This is a genomic window from Streptomyces sp. NPDC015661 (assembly GCF_043077765.1).
Classification (GTDB): domain Bacteria; phylum Actinomycetota; class Actinomycetes; order Streptomycetales; family Streptomycetaceae; genus Streptomyces.
Window position 1 is genome coordinate 528,538 of sequence record NZ_JBIBST010000005.1, and the last position, 25,183, is coordinate 553,720.

Below are 25,183 nucleotides of genomic sequence, written 5' to 3' on the forward strand. Positions count from 1 at the left end.
GTCCTTCGTCCGGTCTCAGCCCTCCGCGGGGACCGGGGTGTGGAACGGGGCGGGGCCGGAGTCCGGTTCGGCGCGGGGCGCCGGGGCCGGTTCGGGGGCCGAGCCGGGGACCGTGTCGACCGCGGCGGCCGCGATCGAGACCGTGTCCGAGGCGGTGACGGCGGGCGGGGCGGTGGGCGCGGGCGGGGCCTTGACCAGGACGGCGGGCGCGGCCGGGGCCGTGAGCGCGCGGCGCTCCGGGAGGAGGTCGAGGACCGCCTGGCGGTGGGTCTCGCTCGTCGCGTCGTCGTACGGGTCGGGCGTCGCCGGCACCTGGAGCCGCAGGACCGGTCCGGTGCCCAGGCGCGCGTACCCACGGCCCGCGGGGACCTCGGGCGTCGGCGTGGTGTGCGGCCGGGCGCCGAGCACGGCCCCGATCTGCTCCGGGGTGGCGGGGCCGAGGACAATCCGGGCCCTGGTGTGGGTCCGTACCGACTCGCTCAGCGTGTCCGTGGAGTCGAACTGCTCGGCCACCACGACCGTGACCTGCGCCGTGCGCCCGTGCCGCAGCGGCACCTGGAGCAGCTCCTGGGGGTCGGGGCGGCCGTCGGCGGCGGCCAGGTGGCCGAGGATGCTCGGCCGGTCGAGCAGGATCCACAGCGGGCGGCGGGTGTCCTCGGGCGCCGGCTGCCCGGCCTGCCGGGCGCGGTTGGCGGCGATCAGCCGCCGCTCCGTCTCGTGCGCCGCCCACTCCAGGGTGGCGAGGGCGCCGGAGAGCCCGCACTCGACCGCGAGGACGCCGTCGCGGCCGGTCAGGCACGCGTACTCGCCGGTGCCGCCGCCCTCGACGATCAGCACGTCGCCGTGGGGGAGGGCCTGGAGGGCGATCGAGCGCAGCAGGGAGGTGGTGCCGCTGCCGGGCTGGCCGACGGCGAGCAGGTGCGGCTCGGTGGAGCGGGGGCCGGTGCGCCAGACGACGGCGGGCGCGTCCTCCGTGCCGTCCGCCGAGACGACGGGCACGGTCCGCTGCACGGCGTCGGCGTCGGTGAAGCCGAGGACCGTCTCGCCCGGCACCGTGACGAAGCGCTGGGCGGCGATGGTGGTGGGCAGGGCGGGCAGCACGCTCATGACGAGCAGGTTGCCCTCCTCGTCCCAGTCGAAGCGGTACTCGCGGCCGCGTCCCGACTTGGCGTGCAGCAGCTGCTCGATGCGGGCGCGGGCGGCGGGTTCGCCGTCGGTGAAGTACGGGGGGTAGGCGATGCGCAGCCGGGTGAGCCGCCCGTCCTCGTCGAAGGCGTACTCCCCGAACGCGCCGCTCCACTCCCCGCCGTGGGCGAAGAGCGGCGACGGGTCCTCGGGGACGGAGAAGTACGGCACGAGGGCCTCGTACAGGCCCTTGAGGCGGGCGATCTCCGCGTCGTCGGGCCCGGTCTTCACGACCGGGCGCTCGCGGCCCTTCCAGGCGGCCGCGGCCATCAGCACCACGAGCGCGAGGAGCGGCCCGTACGGCATGAGGGCGACGACCAGGACGCAGGCCGCGACCAGGAGCAGCGTGGGACCACGCCGTTCCTTGGGGGTCGCGGCCCACTTGGCGCGCGCGGTCGCGGCCAGTTTCCGCAGACCACGGGAGACCGTGATCAGTGGATGGAGCACGTCGGTGGCGCTGTCGGCGGCCGAGCGCGCGATCTCTCGACTACGAGCGATCTGTGCGCTGCCGCTGCTCAGAATGCGGGGGAGTGGTCGCCGGGCCACGAAGTACTCCTGAATCGCTGGAAGGGACTGGAGGGCGTCAGAACTTGATCCCGCCCAGGAGGCCGGCGAGGCTCTGGCCACCCGCCGTGATGCTCGGGGCGATGGCGGTGCCCGCGAGGTAGAAGCCGAACAGCGCGCTGACGAGGGCGTGCGAGGCCTTCATCCCGTCCTTCTTGAAGAACAGGAAGCAGATGATGCCGAGCAGGACCACGCCTGAGATGGACAGGATCATTGGTTGTTCTCCTGGTTGAGGGGACAGTCACCATGAGTCCTTCCAGGTTCACAGCAAGTATCTATGTGACTAAAGGTGCATTAGAGTGAAAAACGGCTGATTTCACTTGACCGGCGGACGCCGAACGCCCCGCCGGGTGGCGAAACGGCCGACGTGCGCTAGAGGCGGCCCCGGGGCGGAGCTGACGTGATCTTTGCCTCGGTCGCGCGCGGTCATGTCGCCGGACGGGCAGTACCCTGTCGATTCACTCGTACGGCCGCGCTTGCCGTGCACAGGCCAACAACGCAGGAGAGAGGCGGTCCCACCCGATGAGCGAGACTCCGGACCCCGAGGTCATCGAGCTGGCGTCCAAGGTCTTCGACCTCGCACGCACGGGTGACACCGACGCCCTCGCCTCCTACGTCGACGCGGGCGTCCCCGTGAACCTCACCAACGACAAGGGCGACACCCTCGTCATGCTCGCCGCCTACCACGGCCACGCCGCCGCGGTCACCGCCCTCCTGGAGCGCGGCGCCGAGGCCGACCGCGCCAACGACCGCGGCCAGACCCCGCTCGCCGGAGCCGTCTTCAAGGGCGAGGACGCCGTCGTCCGCGCCCTCCTCGCCGGCGGCGCCGATCCGGAGGCCGGGACTCCGTCCGCGCTCGACACCGCCCGCATGTTCGGCAAGACCGAACTCCTGGAGCTCTTCGGAGCCAGGTGAACGGCAGCTGAACCCCAGGTGGGAGCGGCGTCGTAAATGTGGTCGCGGTGGCGAAATGGGTGGGTCATCATGACGTCGGGCCCGGCAAAACGGGCCACCGACGAGAGGCTGAGGAAGATGGTCACTGGCAGGCGAATGACGACGACGGGCGGCCCCGAGTGTTGCCGCACGGCCTAGGCGTACGGGCGATGTACCGCCCGACCGGGTTCCCCCCGGTATCCCCCGGTCGTGTCGACAGCTTGATGTGAGGCGTCTTCCCATGTTCGATCCAGTCATAGCGCCGAGCGGCACCCTGCTCGGCCTGCTGCAGCGGGGCCGCGGCGACGGCACCCTGCACGCGCTCGCCGCGCCACGCGCCGAGGCCCTCGCGGCCCTCAACCACTGCGTTCTCGACGACCCCCGCCACGACTGGCAGGTCGAGAACCGCTCCCTGTACTACGCCCGTCTCTACCTGGACCTCCACGGAGGCCTGGACGAGATCGAGGCGCACCTCTTCGATGCCGAGGACCACCTCGACACCGAGGAGTCCCGGACCGGGCTCGCGCTCGCCGTCCTCGGGCACCTCGCCTCCTACGGACGCCAGGACGCCCTGCTGCTGCTCCGGCGGTACGCGGCGACCGGCGCCAACTGGGCCTGGGCCCTCGACGAGCTCGCCCTCCGCGACGACGACGCCGGACTCCGCGCGCTCGCCCTGCCCGTCCTCGGCCGCTTCCCGGCCGACGCGGAAGGCGACGCCGAGCTGGCCCGCACCGTCCGCGACGCCTTCGAGCCCCGGCCCTGGCGGCTCTGGGCCGAGGACCCGCGCGAGGCCGTCGGCGCCCGCGTCAGGGCCGCCCGGGAACAGGGCTCCTTCGACCGCTGGCAGCGCCAGATGCGCCCTGCCGGGCCCCGCCCCGGCTGGAGCGTCAAGGCCGTCCTCGACTGGGCGCAGGAGGGGTACGAGCGCGGTGCCGTGCTCCACGGCCCCGCCGCCCGCTGCCTGACCGCCGTCGCCGGGCCCGAGGACCGGCCCGAGCTGCTCGCCGCCGCCCGCCACGGCGCGGCAGGAGCCCGCGGCGCCGCCCTCCACCACCTCGCCGAGTCACGGGACCCCGCCGTCCTCGACCTCGTCGAGGCCGCGGCCGACGGCGACGACCGCGAGATCGCCGACGCCGCCGTCGCCGCCTACCGGCGGATGTGCGGCGACGACGCCGTCGCCCGCGCCCGCGCGTGGGTCCGGCGCACCGACGCCCTCGGGGCCGCCGCCGCCGAGGTCCTCGCCTGCCGCGGCACCGCCCAGGACGCCCCCCTCGTCCTCGGCGCCCTGCGCGGCACCGTGCGCTCCGCGGGCCCCGACGCCCCCGAGCTCGCCTGCCTCGTCGACGGCGCCGGACGCCTCGGCATCGCCTGCGCGGCGCCCGTGCTGCGCCACGTCTACCGCGAGACGACCTCCTCCCAGCTGCGCGGCCGCGTGGCCCGCGCCCTCGCCACCACCGACACCACCTTCGCGACCGGCTTCGCCGTCGAATGCCTGTGGGACTGCGAGGAGACCACCCGCGAGGTCGCGGCCCAGCACGCCGAGACCGGTGACGTCCGCGTCGCCGAACGATTGCGCAGGCTCGCCGCGGATCCGGCCGAAGAGGTCGAGGTCCAGACGGCGGTACGCAACCGGATAGGGCCGGACCTCCAGGTCTGACCCCGGCTCCGGGGCAGCGACAGGTCCGACCACCCCCTCCCGGCCCGACCTGCCGCCCCCGAGCCACCCGCCACCCGGCCCCCGGGGCGGCGCGGCCCGCGGCGGACGACCCGCCGAGCGTGGCCCCGCCCCGGGGGCCGGGGCGTATTTCCCCCCGCTTCGGCCCCCGGGGGAAACGCTCATGGGACGTTCCCTCCCCGTCAAGATCCACGTTGGCGGGGACACGCCGAGCACGACGACAACACCCGTATGCGTGTCGTCATCGTCACCGAATCCTTCCCTCCCGACGTCAACGGTGTGGCGCACTGCGCCCTGCAGACCGCGCGCCACCTCGTCCGGCGGGGCCACACCCCGCTCGTCATCGCCCCCGCCGTCGCCGACCCGGCCGCGGACGCCGACGCCCCCTGCGCCGTCGTCCGGGTGCCCTCCCTCCCCCTGCCCGGCTATCCGCAGGTACGGGTCGCCCTGCCCAGCCGCCGGGTCGCCGCCGCCATCGCCGCCCACCGCGCCGACCTCGTCCACCTCGCCGGACCGTTCGTCCTCGGCGTCCGGGGGATGACCGCCGCCGCCCGGCTCGGGATACCCGCCGTCGCCGTCTACCAGACCGACCTCGCCGGCTACGCGCGCACGTACGTCGGGACCGGCGAAGGCGCCGCCTGGCGCCGCCTCCGCGCCGTGCACGGCGCCGCCGACCGCACCCTCGCCCCGTCCTCCGCCGCCGTGCGCGACCTGGAGGACCACGGCATCGGCCGCATCCGGCTCTGGGGGCGGGGAGTGGACACCGTCCGCTTCCGCCCCGAGCTGCGCGACACCGCCCTGCGCCGGGAGCTCGCCCCCGACGGGGAGCTCCTCGTCGGCTACGTGGGCCGCCTCGCCCCCGAGAAGCGGGTGGACCTGCTCGCCGGGGCCTGCGCGCTCCCCGGCGTCCGCGTCGTGGTCGTCGGGGACGGGCCGAGCGAACCGGCCCTCCGCGCCGCCCTGCCGGGTGCCCGGTTCCTCGGCCGCCGCACCGGCGCCGACCTCGCCCGGATCTTCGCCTCGCTCGACGTCTTCGCCCACACCGGCCCGCACGAGACCTTCTGCCAGACCGTCCAGGAGGCCATGGCGAGCGGGGTCCCGGTCGTCGCCCCGGCCGCCGGCGGCCCCCTGGACCTGGTCGACCACGGCCGCACCGGGCTCCTCGTCCCCCCGGGCGACCCGGACGCGCTGCGCGAGGCCGTCGCCGCGCTCGCCGCCGCGCCGGGGACACGCGCCGCGTACGCCGCGGCCGGGCGGGCCGCCGTCGAGGGGCGCACCTGGGAGGCGCTCGGCGACGAGCTGATCGGCCACTACCTGGAGGTGCTGCGCGAGCGGACGGCGGTGGCGGCGTGAACGGCGCCGGAACGGGGAGAGGCCCCGGGCTCCGGATCGTGCGGCTCGCGAACTTCGTGACGCCCACCTCGGGCGGCCTCCGCACCGCCCTCGACCAGCTCGGCCGCGGCTACCTGGCCGCCGGCCACGAACCCGTCCTCGTCGTCCCCGGCGACGTCGCGAGCGACCACCGCACCGCGCAGGGCCGGGTCGTCACCCTGCCCGGCCCCGTCCTGCCCGGCACCGGCGGCTACCGGGTCCTGGCCGACCGGAGCCGGGTCCGCCGGCTCCTCGACGCACTCGCCCCCGACCGGATCGAGGTCTCCGACCGCACCACCCTTCGGTGGACGGGCGAATGGGCGCGACGCGCCCGCGTGCCGTCGGTCATGGTCTCCCACGAGACCGCCGACGGGGTGCTGCGCACCTGGGGCGTGCCGCCCGCGCTCGCGGCCCGGGCGGCGGACCGGATCAACCGGCGCACGGCGTGGGCCTTCGCACGGATCGTGTGCACGACGGAATGGGCGGAGCGCGAGTTCGTACGGATCGGGGCGCGCAACGTCGTACGGGCGCCGCTCGGTGTGGACCTGGAGCGCTGCCGGCCCGGCCGCCGCAGCACCGCGCTGCGGGCCCGGTACGCCGAAGGGGAGCGGGTGCTGCTCGTGCTCTGCTCCCGGCTCTCCGTCGAGAAGCGGCCGGGCACGGCCCTGGACGCCCTGGAGGAGCTGCGCGGCCTGGGGATCGCGGCGGCGCTCGTGGTCGCCGGGGACGGGCCGCTGAGGGGCTCCCTGGAGCGGCGGGCCCGCGAGCGGCGCCTCCCCGTGCGGTTCCTCGGGCACGTGGCCGACCGGGAGGCCCTGGCGGACCTCCAGGCGGCGGCCGATGTGTGCCTGGCCCCGGGGCCCGCCGAGACCTTCGGCCTCTCCGCCCTGGAGGCCCTCGCCTGCGGGACCCCCGTCGTGGTCAGCGCCTCCTCCGCCCTGCCGGAGGTCGTGGGCACGGCGGGAGCGTCCGCCGCCGACACGCCGGGCGCCTTCGCCGAGGGGGTACGGGGTCTCCTCGCGGCGCCGGAGAACGTGCGGCGCCGCGCCGCACGCGCGCGTGCGGAGGTCTTCTCCTGGGACCGCGCCGTCACCGCCTTCCTCCACGCCCACGACGCCCTCCCGGTGCCCCGGCCGCTCGTCCCCGAGGAGGCCCACCGATGACCCCGGACCCGCCGGTGCCGGGCGCGGGCACGGCACCGGCCGTGGCGGCCACGGCACCTGCCGTGCCCGGGGCCCCGGGCAGGGGGCCGGAGACGGGGTCGGGGCCGGAGTCGGAAACGGGGTCGGGGTCGGGGCCGGAGACGGGCTTGGGGTCGGGGACTGGGTCGGGGATGCCGGGCGCGCGGCTGGGGCCGGGGTCGGGGATGTCGGGCGCGCGGCTGGGGCCGGGGTCGGGGATGCCGGGCACGGGACCGGGGTCCGGGATGTCGGGCGCGCGGCCGGGGCCGCCGCCCGACCCGCTCGGCATGCCGTCCCCTCGGTCGGGCCCGCGGTCCGCTCCGTCCCGCGTCCCCGACGCCCGGGGCGGCGACCCCGCCGAGACGGATGTCCGCGAACCCCTCAGGTTCGTCGTGCTCGGGGACTCGTTCAGCGAAGGCGTCGGTGACCGGCTCGGCGGGGGCTGGCGAGGGTGGGCGGCACTGCTCGCCGAGGGACTCGCCGACGAGGGGCAGCGGACGGCGTTGCTCAACCTCGCCGTCAGCGGGGCCCTCAGCTCCGACGTCGCCGAGCAGCAGGCCCCCCGCGCCCTCGCGTTCCGGCCCCACCTCGCCTCCGTCGTCGTCGGCGTGAACGACACCCTCCGCCGGACCTTCGACATCGCGCTCCTCGCCCGCCGCCTGGACCGGGTCTGCGCCGACCTCGACGCCCGCGGAGCCGTACTCCTGACGGCCTGCCTGCCCGATCCGGGCCGGATGCTCGGCCTTCCCCCGCCCCTGGCGCGCCCGCTCGCCCGCCGCCAGCGCTCCGTCAACGCGGTCGTGCACGCGCTCTCCGCCCGGTACGGGGCCGTCCATCTGCACCTCGCCGACCCCGCCTGGACCGAGGACCGCGCTCTGTGGAGCGCGGACCGGCTGCACCCCGGCGAGCGCGGCCACCGGGCCGTAGCCGCCGGCTTCCACGGGCTCCTCGCCGCCCGGGGCCTCGCCCACGGCGCACCGCCCCCGACGGAGCCCGCCCAGCCGCCGCCGACCCGCACCCAGGCCCTGCTCTGGCTCGCCACCGCCGGCACCGGCTGGGTGCTGCGCCGCAGCCGCGACCTGCTCCCGCAGCTCCTCCTGCTCGCCGGCGCCGAACTCCGGCACTGGGCCGACGGCACCGGCACGGCACCGCTCGACGCCCGCGCGGACGACGCCCTCGCGGCGGCGCTCGCGGCCACAATGGGGAGATGACCGGGCGCTGGGAGTTCTGGATCGACCGCGGCGGCACCTTCACCGACGTCGTCGGGCGACGGCCCGACGGCCGGCTCGTCACCCGCAAGGTGCTCTCCCACGATCCCGCCCGCCGCCGGGACGCGGCCGTGGCCGGCATCCGTCTGCTGCTCGGCCTGGGCCCGGACGAACCCGTCCCCGCCGAGCGGATCGCCGTCGTCAAGATGGGCACCACCGTCGCCACGAACGCCCTCCTGGAGCGGCGCGGTGAGCCGACCGTGCTCCTGATCACCGAGGGCTTCCGCGACGCGCTCCGCATCGCCTACCAGAACCGGCCCCGGCTCTTCGACCGCCGCATCGTGCTGCCCGAGGCGGTGTACGCGCGCGTGATCGAGGTTCCCGAGCGGGTCGACGCCCACGGGGGCCTCGTCCGTCCGCTGGACGAGTCCGCCGTCGCCGAGGCGCTCGCCGCCGCGCACCGCGACGGCTTCCGCTCCGCCGCCGTCGTCCTCCTGCACGGCTACCGCCACCCCGAGCACGAGACCAGGGTCGCGGCGGCGGCCCGCGCCGCGGGTTTCGCGCAGGTCAGCTGCTCGCACGAGGTCAGCCCGCTCATCAAGCTGGTCCCGCGGGGGGACACCACCGTCGTCGACGCCTACCTCTCTCCGATCCTGCGCCGGTACGTCGACGAGGTCGCCCGCGAACTCGCCGGAATCCGCCTCATGTTCATGCAGTCCAACGGAGGGCTCCGTGAGGCGGCCCACTTCCGCGGCAAGGACGCCGTCCTGTCGGGACCGGCCGGCGGCGTCGTCGGCATGGCCCGCACCTCGGCGCAGGCGGGACACGACCGTGTCATCGGCTTCGACATGGGCGGCACCTCCACCGATGTGTCGCACTACGCCGGCACCTTCGAGCGTGAACTCGGTACACAGGTCGCCGGGGTGCGGATGCGGGCGCCCATGATGAGCATCCACACCGTCGCGGCGGGCGGCGGCTCCGTCCTCCACTACGACGGGCGCCGCTACCGCGTCGGCCCCGACTCGGCCGGCGCCGTCCCAGGGCCCGCCTGCTACCGCCGCGGCGGCCCCCTCACGGTCACCGACGCCAACGTGATGCTCGGGCGCGTGCAGCCCGACCACTTTCCCGCCGTCTTCGGCGACACCGGTGACCTCCCCCTCGACGCCGAGGCCGTACGGGAGCGGTTCACCGCCCTCGCCGAGGAGGTCGGCGGCGGCCGCACCCCCGAGGAGGTCGCCGCGGGCTTCCTGGAGATCGCCGTCCTCAACATGGCCAACGCCGTCAAGAAGATCTCCGTGGAGCGCGGCCACGACATCACCCGGTACGCCCTCACCAGCTTCGGCGGCGCCGGCGGCCAGCACGCCTGCGCCGTCGCCGACGCCCTGGGCGTCGACACCGTCCTCGTACCCCCGCTGGCCGGGGTGCTCTCGGCGTACGGGATCGGGCTCGCCGACGCCACCGCCATGCGGGAGCGGTCCGTCGAGGCCGAACTCGACGCCGCCGGCACCCATGACCGCGTGACGACCCTCTGCGCCGAACTCGCCGACCGCACCCGCGAGGAGCTGCGCGCCGACGGACTGCCCGACGAGGCCATCACCACGCACGCGCGTGTGCTCCTGCGGTACGCGGGCACGGACGCGAGCCTTCCCGTCGACCTCGCACCGGTCGACGAACTGAAAACCGGGTTCACGGACCTTCACCGCACGCGGTACGCCTTCACCCTGGACCGGCCGCTCGTCGTCGAGGCCGTCACCGTCGAGGCCGTCGGCACCGCCGGACCGCACGGCCCGGTCCTCGTGGACACCGGAGAGAGGACCGGCGCCCTCGCCCCCGTGGCCACCGTCCGGATGCACAGTGCCGGCACCCCCCACGACGCCCCGCTCCACCGGCGCGAGGACCTGCGGCCCGGCGACCGCGTCGACGGGCCCGCGATCCTCGCCGAGGCCGACGCCACGACCGTGGTCGACACCGGCTGGGGGGCCACCGCGACCGACGGAGGCCACCTCCTGCTCCACCGTGTCGTCCCCCGCCCCGCGCGCGTGGCCGCCGGCACGGATGTGGACCCCGTCCTCCTGGAGGTCTTCAACAACCTCTTCATGTCCATCGCCGAGCAGATGGGCGTCCGCCTGGAGAACACCGCCCAGTCCGTCAACATCAAGGAACGCCTCGACTTCTCCTGCGCGCTCTTCGACGCCGACGGCAACCTGATCGCCAACGCCCCCCACATCCCCGTCCACCTCGGCTCCATGGGGGAGTCCATCAAAGAGGTGCTCCGCCGGCGCGGGGACGACCTGCGCCCCGGCGACGTGTACGCGATCAACGACCCGTACCACGGCGGCACGCATCTCCCCGACGTCACCGTCGTGACCCCGGTGTTCGGCGAGGCGGGGGACGGACTCCGCTTCCTCGTCGCCTCGCGCGGCCACCACGCCGAGATCGGCGGCATCACCCCCGGCTCCATGCCCGCCTTCAGCCGGACCGTCGACGAGGAGGGCGTCCTCTTCGACAACTGGCTGCTCGTACGCGACGGCCGGCTGCGCGAGGCCGAGACCCGGGCCCTGCTCACCGGAGCCCGCCACCCCTCCCGCGACCCGGACACCAACCTCGCCGACCTGCGCGCCCAGATCGCCGCCAACGAGAAGGGCATCGAGGAACTGCGCCGCACCGTCGAGGAGTTCGGGCTCGACGTCGTCCAGGCCTACATGCGGCACGTCCGCGCCAACGCGGAGGAGTCCGTGCGCCGCATCGTCGCGCGCCTCGACGACGGCGCGTACCGCTACGAGACCGACGGGGGCGCGGTGATCCAGGTCGCCGTCCGGGTCGACCGCGAACGGCGTTCAGCCGTCCTCGACTTCACCGGCACCTCCCCCCAACTGCCGGGGAACGCCAACGCGCCCACGGCCGTCGTCATGGCCGCCGTCCTGTACGTCTTCCGCACCCTCGTCGACGAGGACATCCCGCTCAACAGCGGCTGCCTGGAGCCCCTGGAGGTCCGCGTCCCGCCCGGCTCCATGCTCGCCCCCGTCCACCCCGCGGCCACCGTCGCCGGGAACGTCGAGACCTCCCAGGCCGTCACGGGCGCCCTCTACGCGGCCCTCGGCGTCCAGGCCGAGGGCTCCGGCACCATGAACAACCTCACCTTCGGCAACGCGCGCGTGCAGTACTACGAGACCGTCGCGAGCGGCTCGGGCGCGGGTGACGGCTTCGACGGCGCCGACGCCGTCCAGACCCACATGACCAACTCCCGGCTCACCGACCCCGAGATCCTGGAGTGGCGCCACCCGGTCCGGGTCGACGCCTTCGCGGTACGGGAGGACAGCGGCGGGCGCGGCCGGTGGCGCGGCGGCCACGGCGTGGAGCGGCGGCTGCGCTTCCTGGAGCCGATGACGGTGGCCCTGCTCACCGGACACCGCAGGGTCCCGCCGTACGGGATGGCGGGCGGCGAGCCGGGCGCCCTCGGCGAGAACCTCGTGGAACGCGCCGACGGCACCGTCGAACACCTCGAAGGCGCCGCCACCACGGACGTGGGCCCCGGCGACGTCCTCGTCCTGCGCACCCCCGGCGGCGGGGGCTACGGCCCGCCGGCCCTCTGAGCCGTCGGCCCGCCGCCTTCCCGAGCCGCCACCTCCCGAGCCGTCACGTCCCCGAGCCGTCACGTCCCCGAGCCGTCACGTCCCCGACCCGTCACGTCCCCGAGCCGTCACGTCCCCGAGCCGTCACGTCCCCGACCCGTCACCGCACCGGGACGAACCGCACCGGCGTCCCCGGGACCGCCTGCGCCGCCGCGCCCAGGTCGGCCTCCCGCACCACCGCGACCACGGGATAGCCCCCGGTCGTCGGATGGTCCGCGAGGAACACCACAGGCCGCCCGTCCGGCGGCACCTGCACCGCGCCCAGGACCATGCCCTCGCTCGCCAGCTCGCCCGGCACGGCCCGCTCCAGGGCCGGGCCGTCGAGACGCAGCCCGATCCGGTTGCTCGCCGGCGACACCCGGTACGCGCGCGTGGTGAAGGCGCGCAGTGCCGCGGCGGTGAACCAGTCGTCCCGGGGACCCGGCCGGACCCGCAGGACGAGTTCGTCCGGCGGACCCGGCCAGGGGGGAGCGTCGACCGACCCCCGTACGGCCGTGGCCGCTCCCAGCGGCAGCACCGCCCCCTCCGCCAGCGGCGCCGGGCCGAGGCCCGACAGCAGGTCGGTGGAGCGGCTGCCGAGCACCGGCGCGACGGCGATCCCGCCGCCGAACGCCACGTACGAGCGCAGCCCGCGCACGGCCGCGCCGACCTCCAGGACGGAGCCCGCCCCGACCCGGAGCGCCGTCCCCCAGGCCGCCGGGCGGCCGTCCACCCGGACCGGGCACGGCGCGCCGCCCACCGCCACCGTCACCGCGCACCGGGGCCGCAGGGCGCACCCGTTGACGGTGGTCTCCAGGACCGCCGCGCCCTCCGCGTTGCCGACGAGCCGGTTGACGAGGCGCCCGGCCGCCGGGTCGAGGGCGCCCGAGCGGGGCACGCCGAGGTGCGCGTACCCCGTGCGGCCCAGGTCCTGCACGGTGGTCAGCGCCCCGGCCCGGACGACGGCGAAGGCCCGGTCGCTCATCGCCCGCCCTCCGCCGTGAACCGGACCCGGGTGCCGGGCGTGAGCAGGGCGGCCGGTTCCCGCTCGGCGTCCCACAGCACCGCGTCCGTGGTGCCGATCAGCTGCCAGCCGCCGGGGGAGGAGCGCGGGTAGACGCCCGTGTACGGCCCCGCCAGGGCGACCGAGCCGGCCGGGACGGCGGTGCGCGGCGTGGCCCGGCGCGGCACCTCGTACCGCCCGCCGAGCCCCGTCAGATAGCCGAAGCCGGGTGCGAACCCGCAGAAGGCGACCCGGAATTCGGCCGCCGTGTGGATCCGTACGGCCGCCTCCACGGACACCTCCCAGAGCGCGGCGACCTCCGCCAGGTCGGGCCCGTCGTAGCGGACCTGCACCTCGACGGCCTCGCCCACGCGCGCGGGGAGCGGCGCCGGCTCCCAGCCGGCCAGCTCGGAGGCGAGGCGCCCCGGATCGTCCACCCCGTCCAGGAGCACGGTCCGCGCCGCCGGCACGATCTCCCGTACGGCGGGCAGCGCGCCGGCCGCCCGCCGCCGCAGCAGCTCGGCGTGGAAGGCCTCGGTCGCCCCGCCGCCGTCCAGCTCCACCAGGAGGGCCCGGTCGCCCACCCTCAGCACCCTCACGCGAAGGCCTCCACGCGCACGCCGGAGGCTTCCAGCTGCTCCCGGACCCGCCGGGCGAGGCCCACCGCGCCCGGGGTGTCCCCGTGCAGGCAGAGCGACCGGGCCCGGACGGCGACGGAGCTCCCGCAGTGCGCCGTGACGACCCCGAACCGGGCCATGGACACGGACCGTTCGACGACCTCGTCCGGGTCCGTGACGACGGCCCCCTCCTGCCCCCGTGGCAGCAGGGAGCCGTCCGCCCGGTAGGCCCGGTCGCCGAAGGCCTCGGCGACGACCGGGAGCCCGGCCGCCGCGGCGGCCTCGTGCAGCCGGGACCCCGGCAGCCCGAGGACCGGCAGCGTGCGGTCCGCGAGCAGCACGCCGTCGACGACCGCCGCCGCCTGCTCCGCGTCCCGGACCACCCGGTTGTAGAGCGCCCCGTGCGGCTTCACGTACGAGACACGGGAGCCCGCGGCCCGGGCGAAGACCTCCAGGGCGCCGATCTGGTACGCCACCTCGGCGGCCAGCTCCGCCGCCGGCACGTCCATCGCGCGCCGCCCGAAGCCCGCCAGGTCGCGGTAGGACACCTGGGCCCCGATCCGTACCCCGCGTGCTGCCGCGAGCTCGCAGACCCGCCGCATGGTGGCCGCGTCCCCGGCGTGGAAGCCGCAGGCCACGTTGGCGCTGGTGACGACGGACAGGAGCCGCTCGTCGTCGGTCAGCGTCCAGCGGCCGAAGCCCTCGCCGAGGTCGGCGTTGAGATCGATCGGGACCCAGGTCATGTGGTGCTTCCTCTCCCACCTGGTGGTGCGGTGGTGCTCAGGGGTCGTGTCGTGCGGTTCAGACGGAGATCCGGTAGTGCTCGTCCCGGACGTCGGTGACGAACATCCGGCCCGGGGCGTGGGTGATGGCGAACGGCGGGCGCGAGGCCATCACGGCCGCCTGCGGGGTGACCCCGCAGGCCCAGAACACCGGCACGTCCCCCGGCTCGGCCTCGACCGGGTCCCCGAAGTCGGGCCGGTCCAGGTCCCGGATGCCGAGCGCCGCCGGATCGCCCGCGTGCACCGGGGCCCCGTGGACGGCGGGCAGCAGACCGCTGATCCGCCGCGCCACCGGGACGAGCCCGGCCGGGACCGGCCGCATCGACACCACCATCGGCCCGTGCAGCCGCCCCGCCGGCCGGCACGCCCGGTCGGTGACGTACATCGAGACGTTCCGGCCCTGCGTGACATGACGCAGCGGCACCCCCGCCCCGGCCAGCGCCCCTTCGAAGGTGAAGCTGCAGCCGATCAGGAACGAGACCAGGTCGCTCCGCCAGTACGCGCGCACGTCCGCCGGTTCGTCGACGAGCCGTCCGTGCTCCCACACCCGGTAGCGCGGGACGTCCGTGCGCAGATCGGCGTCCGGGGCGAGCGAGGTCGTCCAGGAGCCCGCGTCGGTGACGTCGAGCACGGGACACGGCCGTGGGTTGCGGGTGCAGAACAGCAGCACGTCGTACGCCCAGTCCGCGGGCACCGCGATCAGATTGGCCTGCGCGTGGCCCGGTGCCCAGCCGGCCGTCGGCCCCGCCGTCCCGGCCCGGGCACGCGCGCGTGCCTCGCGCGGATCGAGAACCGCCGTCCCGCTCATACGAGTTCCCTCCCGCGCGTCTCCGGCAGCCCGAACAGGGCCAGGACGGCCAGGCCGTAGCCGACGGCGCCGAAGACCAGCGCCCCGCCCACGCCCCAGCTCTCGGCGAGGAAGCCGACGAGGGTCGGGAAGACGGCGCCGACCGCGCGCCCCGTGTTGTACGTGAGCCCCTGCCCCGTGCCCCGTACCGCCGTCGGGTACAGCTCGGCGAGGAAGGAACCGAAGCCGCTGAAGATGGCCGACATGCAGAAGCCGAGCGGGAATCCGAGCAGCAGGAGCAGGGTGTTCGCCCCGGCGGGGATGTGGGTGTACGCGAGCACGGACGCCGCGGACAGCACGGCGAAGAGGGCGATGTTCTTCTTCCTGCCGAGCCGGTCGGTGAGATAGCCGCCGGTCAGATAGCCGGTGAACGCCCCGGAGATCAGCAGGGTCAGATACCCGCCGGTGCCGACCACGGTCAGGCCGCGCTCGGTCTTCAGGAAGGTCGGGACCCAGGTGGCCAGCGTGTAGTAGCCGCCCTGGACACCGGTCGAGAGCAGGATCGCGAAGAGCGTGGTGCGCAGCAGGCCGGGACGGAACACGGCCCGGAACGAGCCGCGCCCTGCGCCGGACCGGCGGGCCTCGGTCGCCTGCGGGGCGTCCTCGACGTTCCGCCGTACGTAGACGACGAGGAGCGCGGGCAGCGCGCCCGTCCAGAAGAGGATCCGCCAGGCGAGGTCCGCCTCGGCCCACTGGAACACCAGCGTGTACACGAGCACCGCGAGCGCCCATCCGGCCGCCCAGGCGCTCTGGACGGCACCGAGCGTCCGGCCCCGGTGCTTCGCGGAGGCGTACTCGGCGACCAGGATCGCGCCGACGGCCCACTCGCCGCCGAAGCCCAGGCCCTGGAGCGCCCGGAAGACCAGCAGGGTCTCGTAGTCGGGCGCGAAGCCGCAGAGGACGGTGAAGAGCGCGTACGTGACGACCGTGATCATCAGGGCCTTCACCCGGCCGACGCGGTCGGCGAGGACGCCGGCGAGCGCGCCGCCGAGGGCCGAGACGACGAGGGTGACGGTGGTCAGGAGGCCGGTCTGGCCCTTGTCGAGGCCGAAGTAGGCGGCGATGGCCACCATCGACAGGGGCAGGGTGAAGAAGTCGTAGGAATCCAGGGCGTATCCGCCGAAAGCGCCGCCGAAGGCGCGCCGGCCGCGCGGCCCGAGGCCGCGCAGCCAGGCGAACGCGCCCGTGTCGTCGGGCCGTTCGCCCTGGGAAGGCTGCCGGGTCTGTGTCGTGCTCATCTGCACCTCGCAGGAGTGGGAGGCGTGCCTGAGAGACGTACTGAGGAACCGTGCGGTGCCGTCAAGGTAGAGGATTGTTCAACGATCCGACAAGAGGCGTGTTGTCGCTTCCCCTTTTCTGCGGTTGACTCGGCCGCGGACGACGGAAGGGGCGAGGCGCTGTGGACCTGACTGGGGCCGGGGGACTGACGGACGACCGCGTGCTGCTGGGACGCACGAGCACGGCGGAGCGGGTCGCGGACATCCTGCGCACCCGGATCGCCGAGGGCTACTTCCCGCCCGGCGTGCGGCTCTCCGAGGAGAGCATCGGCGGCGCCCTCGGTGTGTCACGCAACACACTCCGCGAGGCCTTCCGGCTCCTCACCCACGAGCGCCTGCTCGTCCACGAGCTCAACCGGGGCGTCTTCGTCCGCGTCCTCGCGGTGGGAGACGTGGACGACATCTACCGCACCCGCCGGCTCGTCGAATGCGCCGTGGTCCGCGGCCTGGGGCAGCCGCCGTTCGCCGTCGACGGCCTCGCCGCCGCCGTCGCCGAGGGCGAGGCCGCGGCCCGCGCCGACGACTGGACGGGCGTCTCCACCGCCAACATCCACTTCCACCGCGAACTCGTCGCCCTCGCGGGCAGCGCGCGCACCGACGAACTGATGCGCGGCGTCCTCGCCGAACTCCGCCTCGCCTTCCACGTCGTCGACGACCCGCACGCGCTCCACGAGCCCTACCTCCGGAGAAACCGGGAGATTCTGGACGCCCTGCGCGCCGGTGAAAGGGCCTCGGCGGAGCGACTCCTCGCCCGCTACCTCGACGACTCCCGCACCCGGGTCGCCGCCGCCTACGCCCAGGCCGTCGACGATCCGACGGGCCCCACCGGCTGACGGCACAGCCCGTACGAGGCTACCGAGAGCGGCGGTCGCATCTGCGCCGTTTCGACCGTTGTCAGGGTGAGGACCTAATCTGTGCACCGTGACTTCGCCTGCCTCGACGGACCTCGCTCCGCCCCAGCTCAGCGCGGGGCCGCGCCCCGCGCAGGGCCCGGCCGCCGACGAAGGGCTCGCGCGGCGCCTCCGCGCGCTCGCGTGCACCGCCCCGCTGCACGACCTCGACGCGCGCAAGGCGAACCTGGCCGGCGAGTACACGGTCTACGCGATGGCCGAAGTGGCCCTCGCCGCGATCGACCTCATCACGCTGAACATGGACTTCGACACCGGCGCCGACCACGAGCAGATCGTCGCCCGCCTGCTGCCCCGCGTCGCCGCCCAGGCCCCCACCCGCCCCGCCGCCGAGCACGAGCGCGTGGCCCGCTGGGTCCTGGAGAACCTGATCAACGTCGGCAGCGTCGACCGAGGCTTCCGCGCCGTCTACGGCACCTTCGGCACCGACGGGGTCTACGTCCGCCGCGACTACGACTTCAAGCTCATCGAAGAGGTCCCGGGATACGGCGGCGGGGTCTACCTCCGCACCACCGACGAAGCGGTCAACGTCCTCGTCGGAGCCCTCGACACCGACGTCACCAGCGCCCAGATCGCCGCCGAGGTGAAGCTGGAGGTCCTGATCAACCGGGGCCGCCTCGCCGACGCCCAGCTCGCCGCCGAGCAGGCGCGCTACCGGACCGTGCAGTACGCCGAGACCCTCCGCAAGACCCTGGAGGCCACCCGGCGCAACGTCCGGGCCGTCGACTGGCTCCACACGGTCCCCGACATGATCGCCGAGGCGCTCGACCACGTGGCCGACCGCTACCGCCACGAGAACGCGATCCTCACCAACATCCGCAAGGCCCGCGACGAGGCCGAGGCCACGTCCGACGCGAAGACGGCGGAGCACAAGCGGCGCGCCGCCGAGCTCGTCGACATAGTCAAGGACTGCATCAGGCGCCACACCCAGCTCCAGTCCCGCCTCCTGGAGGCCGGGCCGCTCTTCCGCGCCGAGCAGGACCGGCAGGCCTTCGCCGCACCCACCGCGTACACCGGACTCGACCTGTACGGGCAGCTGGTCGCCCCCGTCCTGCCGCTCCCCGTCGAGCAGGCCACCCGCGTCACCGACGCCTTCTTCGCCCACGGCACCGGACTGCGCACCCCCGCCTCCGTCCGCCTCGGCGACCTCGTGGACCTGCTCCTCACCCCGCCCGTCGAGCGCGAGCACCTCGGCGCGGAGATGCCCGAGCCGGACCTCATCGCCACCCCCGACGACTCCCGCTTCAGCGAGGAGCAGCTCGCGAGCGCCATGCGCCTGCTCGACCTGGAGCACGACGCCCCGCGCCGCCTCTCCGGGCTGCTCGCCGAGGCCCGGCGCCTCGACGCCGACCTTCCGTACCTCGTCGCCCTCCTCGCCGTCCACGCGGCGAGCCCCCCGGTCGGCACCGCCTACCGCCAGGGCGAGGAGCGCCTCCTCTTCGCCGTCGACGACGGCACCCCGCTCGACGACCCCGAGTTCGGCGGCGCCGACCTGATCGTCGGTACGGCGCTGCTCGACGCGGCGGGCATGGCCGCGGACCGCACGGAGGCCACGTGACCCTCGTCCCCCAGTCCCGGACGAGCGCCGACCTCGCGCTCACGGCGGCCCCGGCCACCCCCGAGGCGCCGCCCGCCACCGAGCCCATGGACGTTTCCGCGTCCGTATCCGGTCCGGAGTCCACACCCGAGTCCGAGCCGAGCCCGGTACGAGAGCGGGAGCCCGTGCCTGCACCCGAGTCCGAGCAGACGCCCGCACCCGAGCGGATGCCCGCGCCCGAGCAGACGCCCGTACGCGAGCCGGAGCCCGTGCCCGTACGCGAGTCTGAGCCGACGCCCGTACCCGAGCCGACGCCCGCGCCCGAGTCCGAGCCGACGCCCGTACCCGGCCAGGAGACGCCCGCTCCGGACGCCGAGCCCGTACCCGAGGCCGAGCCGGCGCCCGTGCCCGCACGCGAGGCCGGGCAGACCCCCGCACCCGAGCCGGAGCCCGTGCCCGAGCTGCCGCCCGCGCGCGCAGCCGAGCCCGCACCCGAGGCCGAGCAGACGCCCGCACCCGAGCCGAAGCCCGAGCCCGAGCCCGCATCCGTACCCGAGCCGACGCCCGCACCCGAGGCCGACCGCGGGGGCCCCGCCCCCGTCGGGCGGCCCCGGTTCGGGACCGTGTCCGTGCCCGAACCGGTCCGTACCCCGCCCTCGCGGCGTCGGGACCTCCCGGCCGTGCGGGCCGTGCGGCTCACCGACGAGCCGCCCGCGCCCGTGGAGCGGCCCGGAGCGGCCGGCTCCGCCGCCGTCACCCCCGTCCCGCTGCCCGTACCCCGCGCCGTACCGACCGAGAGCCGTACCGAGGAGCCCCAGCCGTGAGCGAAACCCACGCCGAGTACGCCGACGCGTGGAGCGAGCAGGAGCCCCCGCAGCCCCCGGCCGCCACCTCCGCCTCCGCCGTCACCCCCGCGGACGCCGCCGACGCGGCCCGGCTCGTGTCCTTCGGACTCCAGCCCAAGCTGCTCCCGGCACGCGACGCCGAGTACACCGAGCTCCTGCGCCGCTACCGCGAGGACCCCGCCTTCGCGCGCCTCGCCGACGCCGTCGCCACCGGCCTCGGACTCGTCGTCCTGGAGGTGTCCCCGCGCGCGGGGATGGCCGTCACCGCGGGCGAGGACTCCGTCTTCGCCGTCCGCATGGGCGACTACGCCCGCCGCGCCTCCACGGACTCGGCCGACCGGTTCCTGCACGGCCTGGCCCACCTCGCGGTCGCCGCCATGGCCTTCCCCCGGCCCGAGGACCTCGCCGACGACGCGTACATCGGCCGGCTCACGGTCAACGGCGTCGACGCCTTCGTACGCCAGGCCTGTCTGCGCCTGGAGCAGCGCGCCGAGGAGCAGGGCGAGAACACCGACCCGGCCTCGGACGCCCCCGGCCTCGAGGCCGCCTGGCGGATCTACGCCCGCCGCAGCGCCACCGGAGCCACCAAGGACGCCCGCCGCCTCGCCGGTTCCACCACCGGCATCGTCGGCAAGGCGGCCGCGTTCCTCACCGACTCCGGCTTCCTCCAGCGCACCGGCGACGAGGGCGGCGGCTCCTACCGCACGACCGCCCGCTACCAGCTCCAGGTCCGCGACATGGCCGGCTCCGCCGCCATGGCCGAGCTCCTCGAACTCGGCGTCGTCCCCGTCAGCGACGGCTCTGCGACCCTCCTCCCGCCGCCCGAGGGCGACGACCTGGAACTCGCCGCCGACGCGGGCCTGCCCTTCCACGCCTGATCACGCCTGATCACGAACGAGACGACGAGAGTCCGCCCCATGTACGAGCTGTCCCGGGTCCGCCTGTACTCCATCGGTCCCGCCGGTGCGCGCTATGCCGACACCGTCCTGGACCTGCGCGGAGTCGGCGCGCCCGTGCCCCACCCCGCCCCCACCCAGGCGGAGTTCTTCGAGGAGGAGCCGGTCGGCCCGCCGCGCCGCCCGGCGCCCGCGGGCGTGCTCTTCCTGGAGAACGGCGGCGGCAAGTCCGTCCTCCTCAAGCTGATCTTCTCGGTCATGCTCCCCGGCCACCGCAACACCCTCGGCGGCGCCAGCTCCGGCGTGCTGCGCAAGTTCCTCCTGGCCGACGACTGCGGCCACGTGGCCCTGGAGTGGCAGCACACCCTCACCGGCGAGCTCGTCGTCGTCGGCAAGGCCAGCGAGTGGCGCGGCCGCCAGGTCTCCAACGACCCGAGGAAGTTCGCCGAGGCCTGGTACTCCTTCCGTCCCGGCCCCGGACTCAGCCTGGACAACCTGCCGGTCGCCGAGGCGACCTCCGTCCGCCCGCCCGTCGAGGGCGCCTCCGGCGCGAGCGGCCGCCGTCGCACCATGAAGGGCTTCCGCGACGCGCTCACCGAGGCGGGGAAGGCCTATCCGCACCTGGAGGTGGTCTGGGAGGAGATCCACGACCGCTGGAACGAGCACCTCGGCGACCTCGGCCTCGACCCCGAACTCTTCCGCTACCAGCGCGAGATGAACGCCGACGAGGGCGAGGCCGCCGGTCTCTTCGCGGTCAAGAAGGACTCCGACTTCACCGACCTGCTGCTGCGGGCCGTCACCGACACCCGTGACACCGACGGCCTCGCCGACCTCGTCGGCGGCTTCGGCAACAAGCTGGGCCGCCGCGCCGAACTGACCGCCGAGCGCGACTTCACGGCCGGTTCCGTGGACCTCCTCGGCCGGATCGTCGAGGCCGCCGGGACCCGTGCCCACGCGCGCGAGGTCCACTCGGGCGCCGAGCGCCGCACCCGTACGCTCGCCCGCCGGCTCTCCGCCCGCGCCGCCGAGGAGCGCGGCCGCGCCGCCGAACTCGCCCAGCAGGTCACCTCGGCCGGGCACGCCGTCGCCGAGGCCGAGACGGCTCGCAGCCGCAGCTCCCTGATCGCCGCCGAACTCGCCTACCGGCACGCCTCCCTGGCGCTGACCGCCGCCGAGAAGGGCGCCGCGGCCCAGCGCCGTGAACTCACCGACGCCCGCACCCTGCACTCCGCCTGGCAGGCGGCCGAGGCGGTGCTGCGCCACCGGGCCGCAGGGGACCGCTCCGCGCGCGTGGCCGCCGCCATCCGCGAGGCCGAGCGCGACGCCGCCCCCGCCCTGGCCGCCCGCGCCAAGGCCGCCGCCGATCTCGTACGGGCCCTGGCCGCCGCCGCCGAGGAGGGCGAGCGCCACGCGGCGGAGGAGGAGGAACGCTCCACGGCCCTCCAGGACGCGAGCGAGACCGCCCACCGCGACGCCACCGTCGCCGCCACCGAGGCACAGCGGGCCCGCAGCGAGGCCGGCCACCTGCGGCAGCGGCTCGCCGAGGTCGAGCAGGAGACCGCCGAGGCGGTACGGGCCGGCTGGCTCGACGACACCGCCCCCGACGCCGACCCGGCCCGCGCCGCGCTGGCCGCGAGCGACGCCGAGAAGACCACGGTCGCCGCCTGGGACACGGCCCGCGAGGCCGCCCGCACCGCCGCCGAGCGCGCGCGTGAGGCCGCCGGTGCCGAGTCCCGCGCCGAGCTCGCCGCCGCCCGCGCCGCCGACGCGGCCGAGGCCGCCGGGAACGCCTACGACGCGGAGCGCCGTGCCGCCGAGTCCCTCGCCTCCGAGGAGCGCCTGGCGGAACTCCTGAGCCTGCCGTCCTCCGGCTCCCCGCTGCCGGGCCAGCGCGCCGCCACCGTCTCCGACGCGGAGCCCGAGGAGGACGCCGGCCCCGGTGCGGAGCCCCAGGGCCCGCTCACCGTCACCGAGTTCGACCGGTACGCCGACGAGCTGCGCGGCCTGCTCGACCAGGCCGTCACCTCCGCCGAGCGCCAGCTCTTCGAACTGCGCACCGCCGCGGCCGACGACTCCCGCATCCTCGGTGCCCTCGGCGACGGTGGCCTGCTGCCGCCCGGCCCCGACGTCCTCGCCACCGTCGAGTATCTCGGCGAGCACGGCATCCCCGCCCTCCCCGGCTGGCGCTACCTCGCCCAGGCGGTCGACCCCGCCGACCACGCCCGGGTCCTGGCCGCCCGCCCCGAGCTCGTCGACGGCGTGGTGATCACCGACCCCGTCTCGTACGGACGCGCCCGCGAGGTCCTCGGCAGCGCCGCCCTGCTGCCCCGCTCCGCCGTCGCCGTCGGCACCGCCGCCGCCCTGCTCGCCCCCGTACCCGACCAGGAGACGGCCGAGGACACGGGGGTCTTCCTCGTCCCGCCGAACCCGGCCATGCACGACGAGCACGCGGCCGACGAGGAGCGCCACGCGCTGCGCGCCCGCGCCACCGCCCGCGACGAGGAGATCCGCACCCTCGCCGCCCGCCTCGCCGGCGACCGCGCCCTCGCGTCCCGGATCGGCGCCTGGCGCGCCGACTGCCCGTTCGGGATGCTCGCCGAACTCGCGTCCGTCGCCACGACCGCCCGCGAGACCGCCGAAGCCGCCGCCGCCACCCTGGAGGAGGCCCGCACGGCCCGTACCGAGGCCGACGAGGCCGCCACCGAGGCCGCCCGGCTGCGGGACGAGCGCCAGGAGGCCGCCCAGCGCGCCCGCCGGGTCGCCGACGCCCTCGCGGGCCTGGCGTTCCGGCTGCGCGAGCGGTCCGCCTGGCAGGCCAAGCTCCGCGAACTCGCCGACGACGCCACCGAGTCCGAGGCCCGCGCCCAGACCTGCCTGGAGCGCGCCCGCGCCGCCGACGAGGACCGCCGCGCGACCCAGCGCGCCGCCGACGACGCCCACCGCACCGCCCGCGCCCTGCGGGCCGAGCGCGCCGAGATCGCCGGCGCCCCCGACACCCTCCCCGAGGAGGACCCGGACGCGCCCCGCGCCGCGCTCCCCACCCTCCGCGAGGCCTACCGCGCGGCCTCACAGGTCTACGAGAAGGTCGGCGTCGGCGCCGACCTGCGCGCCGAGCAGGCCCGCGCCGAGAGCGACGAGTCCGCCGCCCTCGCCGAGCTCGACCGCCTCACCAACAAGGTCCGCACCCGCGCCGAACAGCTCCTGGAGTCCACGGACGGCGCCGACGGCCCGTCCCGGCAGGCCGCCGCCGCCCGCGCCGAGGCCCTCGTCCAGATGCTGGAGACCCGCGCCTCCGAGGCGAGCGAGAAGCTCGGCCGGCTCCGTGGCGAGGCCGAGCGCCTGGCTCCCGAGGACAGGGAGGCGCACACCGAGCTGCCCGAGGAGCTGGTGCCCGCCGACGCCGAGCGGGCCCAGGCCCTGCTCCGTACCGCCACCGGCGAACTCGCCTCCCGCACCGACGCCCTGGACGCGGCGCGCGCCGCCCACGCCGGACTCCTCCGGGACCACCGGGCCGCCGAGGACGCGGCCGGCGGCTTCGACGAGACGGCGGCCCTGCTGCGGGACCTGCTCCGCGACCACGCCGACGAGGAGCGGGAGGAGACCGAGCCGTACCCGGGCACCCTGGAGGAGGCCCGCACGACGGCCGCCGAGGCGCGGCGCGCCCTGCGCGGCTGCACCGCCGAGCTGTCCGCCGCCGACGCCGCCGTGCGCGAGGCGAGCGACATCCTCGTCCGGCACGCCAACTCCACCCGCTACGAGCAGGTACGCACCCCCGCCCGCCAGCAGATCCGCGAGCTGCCCGCGTCCGCGCTGCCCGAGCACGCCGCCAAGTGGGCCGAGGCCTTCGCACCCCGGCTGCGCGTCCTCACCGACGAGCTGGAGCAGCTGGAGCGCAACCGGGACTCGATCGTCGACCGGCTGCGCGGCCTCGTGGAGTCCTCCCTCGCGACGCTCCGCTCCGCCCAGCGCCTCTCCAGGCTCCCCGAGGGCCTCGGCGAGTGGTCGGGCCAGGAGTTCCTCCGGATCCGCTTCGAGGAGCCCGACCAGGCCACGCTCGCCGAGCGGCTCGGCGAGGTCGTCGACGAGGCGACCCGCGCCGCCGTCAGGAAGAACTCCGACCTGCGGCGCGACGGCATGTCCCTGCTCCTCAGGGGCGTCCAGGCCGCGCTCGAACCCAAGGGCGTCTCGGTCGAGATCCTCAAGCCGGACGCGGTGCTGCGCGCCGAGCGGGTGCCCGTGGGGCAGATGGGCGACGTCTTCTCCGGCGGCCAGCTGCTCACCGCGGCCATCGCCCTGTACTGCACGATGGCGGCGCTCCGCTCCAACGACCGGGGCCGTGACAAGCACCGGCACGCGGGCACGCTGTTCCTCGACAACCCCATCGGCCGCGCCAACGCCACGTACCTCCTGGAGCTCCAGCGGGCCGTGTCGGACGCGCTGGGCGTCCAGCTCCTGTACACGACGGGCCTGTTCGACACGACGGCGCTCGCCGAGTTCCCGCTGGTGATCCGGCTGCGCAACGACGCGGACCTGCGCGCGGGGCTGAAGTACATCAGCGTGGAGGAGCACCTGCGCCCCGGGCTGCCGCAGCCCGGCGCGGAGGGGGAGACGATCCACGGCGAGATCACGGCGACGCGGATGTTCCGCCGCCACCAGTCGGACGACCCGGCCGCCCCGACGGAAGCGCCCTAGGGCAAAGGTGAGCGGCCCGGCCCCCTCGGGGGACCGGGCCGCTCACCTTTC

General features: G+C 75.8%; 18 protein-coding genes. 11 read left to right on the plus strand and 7 right to left on the minus strand.

Annotated features, from left to right (window positions below):
- Positions 1 to 15 precede the first annotated feature (15 nt).
- Together ACF07V_RS16955 and ACF07V_RS16960 are read right to left on the minus strand one after the other, a co-directional pair.
- Complete coding sequence (locus tag ACF07V_RS16955; protein WP_392154854.1) at positions 16 to 1,731, minus strand: hypothetical protein; 1,716 nt, start codon at positions 1,729 to 1,731, stop codon at positions 16 to 18.
- A gap of 37 nt (positions 1,732 to 1,768) precedes the next feature.
- Positions 1,769 to 1,963, minus strand: a complete 195-nt coding sequence (locus tag ACF07V_RS16960) for a hypothetical protein (protein ID WP_015032212.1) — start codon at positions 1,961 to 1,963, stop codon at positions 1,769 to 1,771.
- 308 nt (positions 1,964 to 2,271) lie between these two features.
- Here ACF07V_RS16960 and ACF07V_RS16965 point away from each other — a divergent pair, with 308 nt between their 5' ends.
- The 6 genes from ACF07V_RS16965 to ACF07V_RS16990 all read left to right on the plus strand — a co-directional run bounded on the left by ACF07V_RS16965 (position 2,272) and on the right by ACF07V_RS16990 (position 11,710).
- Positions 2,272 to 2,664, plus strand: coding sequence for an ankyrin repeat domain-containing protein (locus ACF07V_RS16965; RefSeq protein WP_392154855.1), 393 nt, complete (start codon positions 2,272 to 2,274; stop codon positions 2,662 to 2,664).
- 259 nt (positions 2,665 to 2,923) lie between these two features.
- A complete protein-coding gene (locus tag ACF07V_RS16970; RefSeq protein WP_392154856.1) occupies positions 2,924 to 4,339 on the plus strand; it encodes a HEAT repeat domain-containing protein in 1,416 nt (471 codons plus the stop codon).
- Between the two features lie 249 nt (positions 4,340 to 4,588).
- Complete coding sequence (locus ACF07V_RS16975) at positions 4,589 to 5,710, plus strand: glycosyltransferase family 4 protein (RefSeq protein WP_392154858.1); 1,122 nt, start codon at positions 4,589 to 4,591, stop codon at positions 5,708 to 5,710.
- Positions 5,707 to 6,891: a glycosyltransferase gene (locus ACF07V_RS16980; RefSeq protein WP_392154859.1), complete on the plus strand. Its 1,185-nt coding sequence runs from the start codon at positions 5,707 to 5,709 to the stop codon at positions 6,889 to 6,891. The genes ACF07V_RS16975 and ACF07V_RS16980 overlap by 4 nt, the downstream gene beginning before the upstream one ends.
- Positions 6,892 to 7,196: 305 nt before the next feature.
- Positions 7,197 to 8,120 carry an SGNH/GDSL hydrolase family protein gene (locus ACF07V_RS16985; protein WP_392154861.1) on the plus strand — a complete coding sequence of 308 codons (924 nt, stop codon included), beginning with the start codon at positions 7,197 to 7,199 and terminating at the stop codon, positions 8,118 to 8,120.
- Positions 8,117 to 11,710, plus strand: coding sequence for a hydantoinase B/oxoprolinase family protein (locus ACF07V_RS16990; RefSeq protein ID WP_392154863.1), 3,594 nt, complete (start codon positions 8,117 to 8,119; stop codon positions 11,708 to 11,710). The genes ACF07V_RS16985 and ACF07V_RS16990 overlap by 4 nt, the downstream gene beginning before the upstream one ends.
- Before the next feature lie 139 nt (positions 11,711 to 11,849).
- Here ACF07V_RS16990 and ACF07V_RS16995 read toward each other — a convergent pair whose 3' ends face one another.
- The 5 genes from ACF07V_RS16995 to ACF07V_RS17015 are packed head-to-tail and all read right to left on the minus strand — an operon-like array spanning position 11,850 to position 16,215.
- A complete protein-coding gene (locus ACF07V_RS16995) occupies positions 11,850 to 12,713 on the minus strand; it encodes a biotin-dependent carboxyltransferase family protein (RefSeq protein WP_392154864.1) in 864 nt (287 codons plus the stop codon).
- Positions 12,710 to 13,330: an allophanate hydrolase subunit 1 gene (locus ACF07V_RS17000; RefSeq protein WP_392154866.1), complete on the minus strand. Its 621-nt coding sequence runs from the start codon at positions 13,328 to 13,330 to the stop codon at positions 12,710 to 12,712. Before ACF07V_RS17000 ends, ACF07V_RS16995 begins: the two co-directional genes overlap by 4 nt.
- A complete protein-coding gene (locus ACF07V_RS17005) occupies positions 13,327 to 14,091 on the minus strand; it encodes a LamB/YcsF family protein (RefSeq protein ID WP_392154868.1) in 765 nt (254 codons plus the stop codon). Before ACF07V_RS17005 ends, ACF07V_RS17000 begins: the two co-directional genes overlap by 4 nt.
- Before the next feature lie 58 nt (positions 14,092 to 14,149).
- Entirely contained in the window at positions 14,150 to 14,938 is a 789-nt protein-coding gene (locus tag ACF07V_RS17010; RefSeq protein WP_392154869.1) for a putative hydro-lyase, read from the minus strand.
- Positions 14,935 to 16,215: an MFS transporter gene (locus tag ACF07V_RS17015; RefSeq protein ID WP_392154871.1), complete on the minus strand. Its 1,281-nt coding sequence runs from the start codon at positions 16,213 to 16,215 to the stop codon at positions 14,935 to 14,937. Before ACF07V_RS17015 ends, ACF07V_RS17010 begins: the two co-directional genes overlap by 4 nt.
- A gap of 161 nt (positions 16,216 to 16,376) precedes the next feature.
- Between ACF07V_RS17015 and ACF07V_RS17020 the strand changes: the two genes are divergently transcribed.
- From ACF07V_RS17020 to ACF07V_RS17040, 5 genes are all read left to right on the plus strand, one after another.
- A complete protein-coding gene (locus ACF07V_RS17020) occupies positions 16,377 to 17,087 on the plus strand; it encodes a GntR family transcriptional regulator (RefSeq protein ID WP_392154872.1) in 711 nt (236 codons plus the stop codon).
- An 88-nt stretch (positions 17,088 to 17,175) separates the two neighbouring features.
- The gene (locus ACF07V_RS17025; RefSeq protein WP_392154874.1) at positions 17,176 to 18,720 is read left to right on the plus strand and encodes a hypothetical protein; all 1,545 of its coding nucleotides are present in this window, start codon (positions 17,176 to 17,178) and stop codon (positions 18,718 to 18,720) included.
- The gene (locus ACF07V_RS17030; protein ID WP_392154875.1) at positions 18,717 to 19,523 is read left to right on the plus strand and encodes a hypothetical protein; all 807 of its coding nucleotides are present in this window, start codon (positions 18,717 to 18,719) and stop codon (positions 19,521 to 19,523) included. The genes ACF07V_RS17025 and ACF07V_RS17030 overlap by 4 nt, the downstream gene beginning before the upstream one ends.
- Positions 19,520 to 20,422 (plus strand): hypothetical protein, encoded by a 903-nt coding sequence (locus ACF07V_RS17035; RefSeq protein WP_392154877.1) that lies wholly within the window; start codon positions 19,520 to 19,522, stop codon positions 20,420 to 20,422. Before ACF07V_RS17030 ends, ACF07V_RS17035 begins: the two co-directional genes overlap by 4 nt.
- 39 nt (positions 20,423 to 20,461) lie before the next feature.
- Positions 20,462 to 25,132 carry a hypothetical protein gene (locus tag ACF07V_RS17040; protein ID WP_392154878.1) on the plus strand — a complete coding sequence of 1,557 codons (4,671 nt, stop codon included), beginning with the start codon at positions 20,462 to 20,464 and terminating at the stop codon, positions 25,130 to 25,132.
- Positions 25,133 to 25,183: the final 51 nt, after the last annotated feature.

Excerpts from the sequence above, each read along its gene's own strand:
- ACF07V_RS16960 (WP_015032212.1), bottom strand. The coding sequence starts at position 1,963 with ATGATCCTGTCCATCTCAGGCGTGGTCCTGCTCGGCATCATCTGCTTC.
- ACF07V_RS16965 (WP_392154855.1), top strand. The coding sequence starts at position 2,272 with ATGAGCGAGACTCCGGACCCCGAGGTCATCGAGCTGGCGTCCAAGGTC.
- ACF07V_RS16970 (WP_392154856.1), top strand. The coding sequence starts at position 2,924 with ATGTTCGATCCAGTCATAGCGCCGAGCGGCACCCTGCTCGGCCTGCTG.
- ACF07V_RS16975 (WP_392154858.1), top strand. The coding sequence starts at position 4,589 with ATGCGTGTCGTCATCGTCACCGAATCCTTCCCTCCCGACGTCAACGGT.
- ACF07V_RS16985 (WP_392154861.1), top strand. The coding sequence starts at position 7,197 with ATGCCGTCCCCTCGGTCGGGCCCGCGGTCCGCTCCGTCCCGCGTCCCC.
- ACF07V_RS16990 (WP_392154863.1), top strand. The coding sequence starts at position 8,117 with ATGACCGGGCGCTGGGAGTTCTGGATCGACCGCGGCGGCACCTTCACC.
- ACF07V_RS16995 (WP_392154864.1), bottom strand. The coding sequence starts at position 12,713 with ATGAGCGACCGGGCCTTCGCCGTCGTCCGGGCCGGGGCGCTGACCACC.
- ACF07V_RS17005 (WP_392154868.1), bottom strand. The coding sequence starts at position 14,091 with ATGACCTGGGTCCCGATCGATCTCAACGCCGACCTCGGCGAGGGCTTC.
- ACF07V_RS17010 (WP_392154869.1), bottom strand. The coding sequence starts at position 14,938 with ATGAGCGGGACGGCGGTTCTCGATCCGCGCGAGGCACGCGCGCGTGCC.
- ACF07V_RS17015 (WP_392154871.1), bottom strand. The coding sequence starts at position 16,215 with ATGAGCACGACACAGACCCGGCAGCCTTCCCAGGGCGAACGGCCCGAC.
- ACF07V_RS17040 (WP_392154878.1), top strand. The coding sequence starts at position 20,462 with ATGTACGAGCTGTCCCGGGTCCGCCTGTACTCCATCGGTCCCGCCGGT.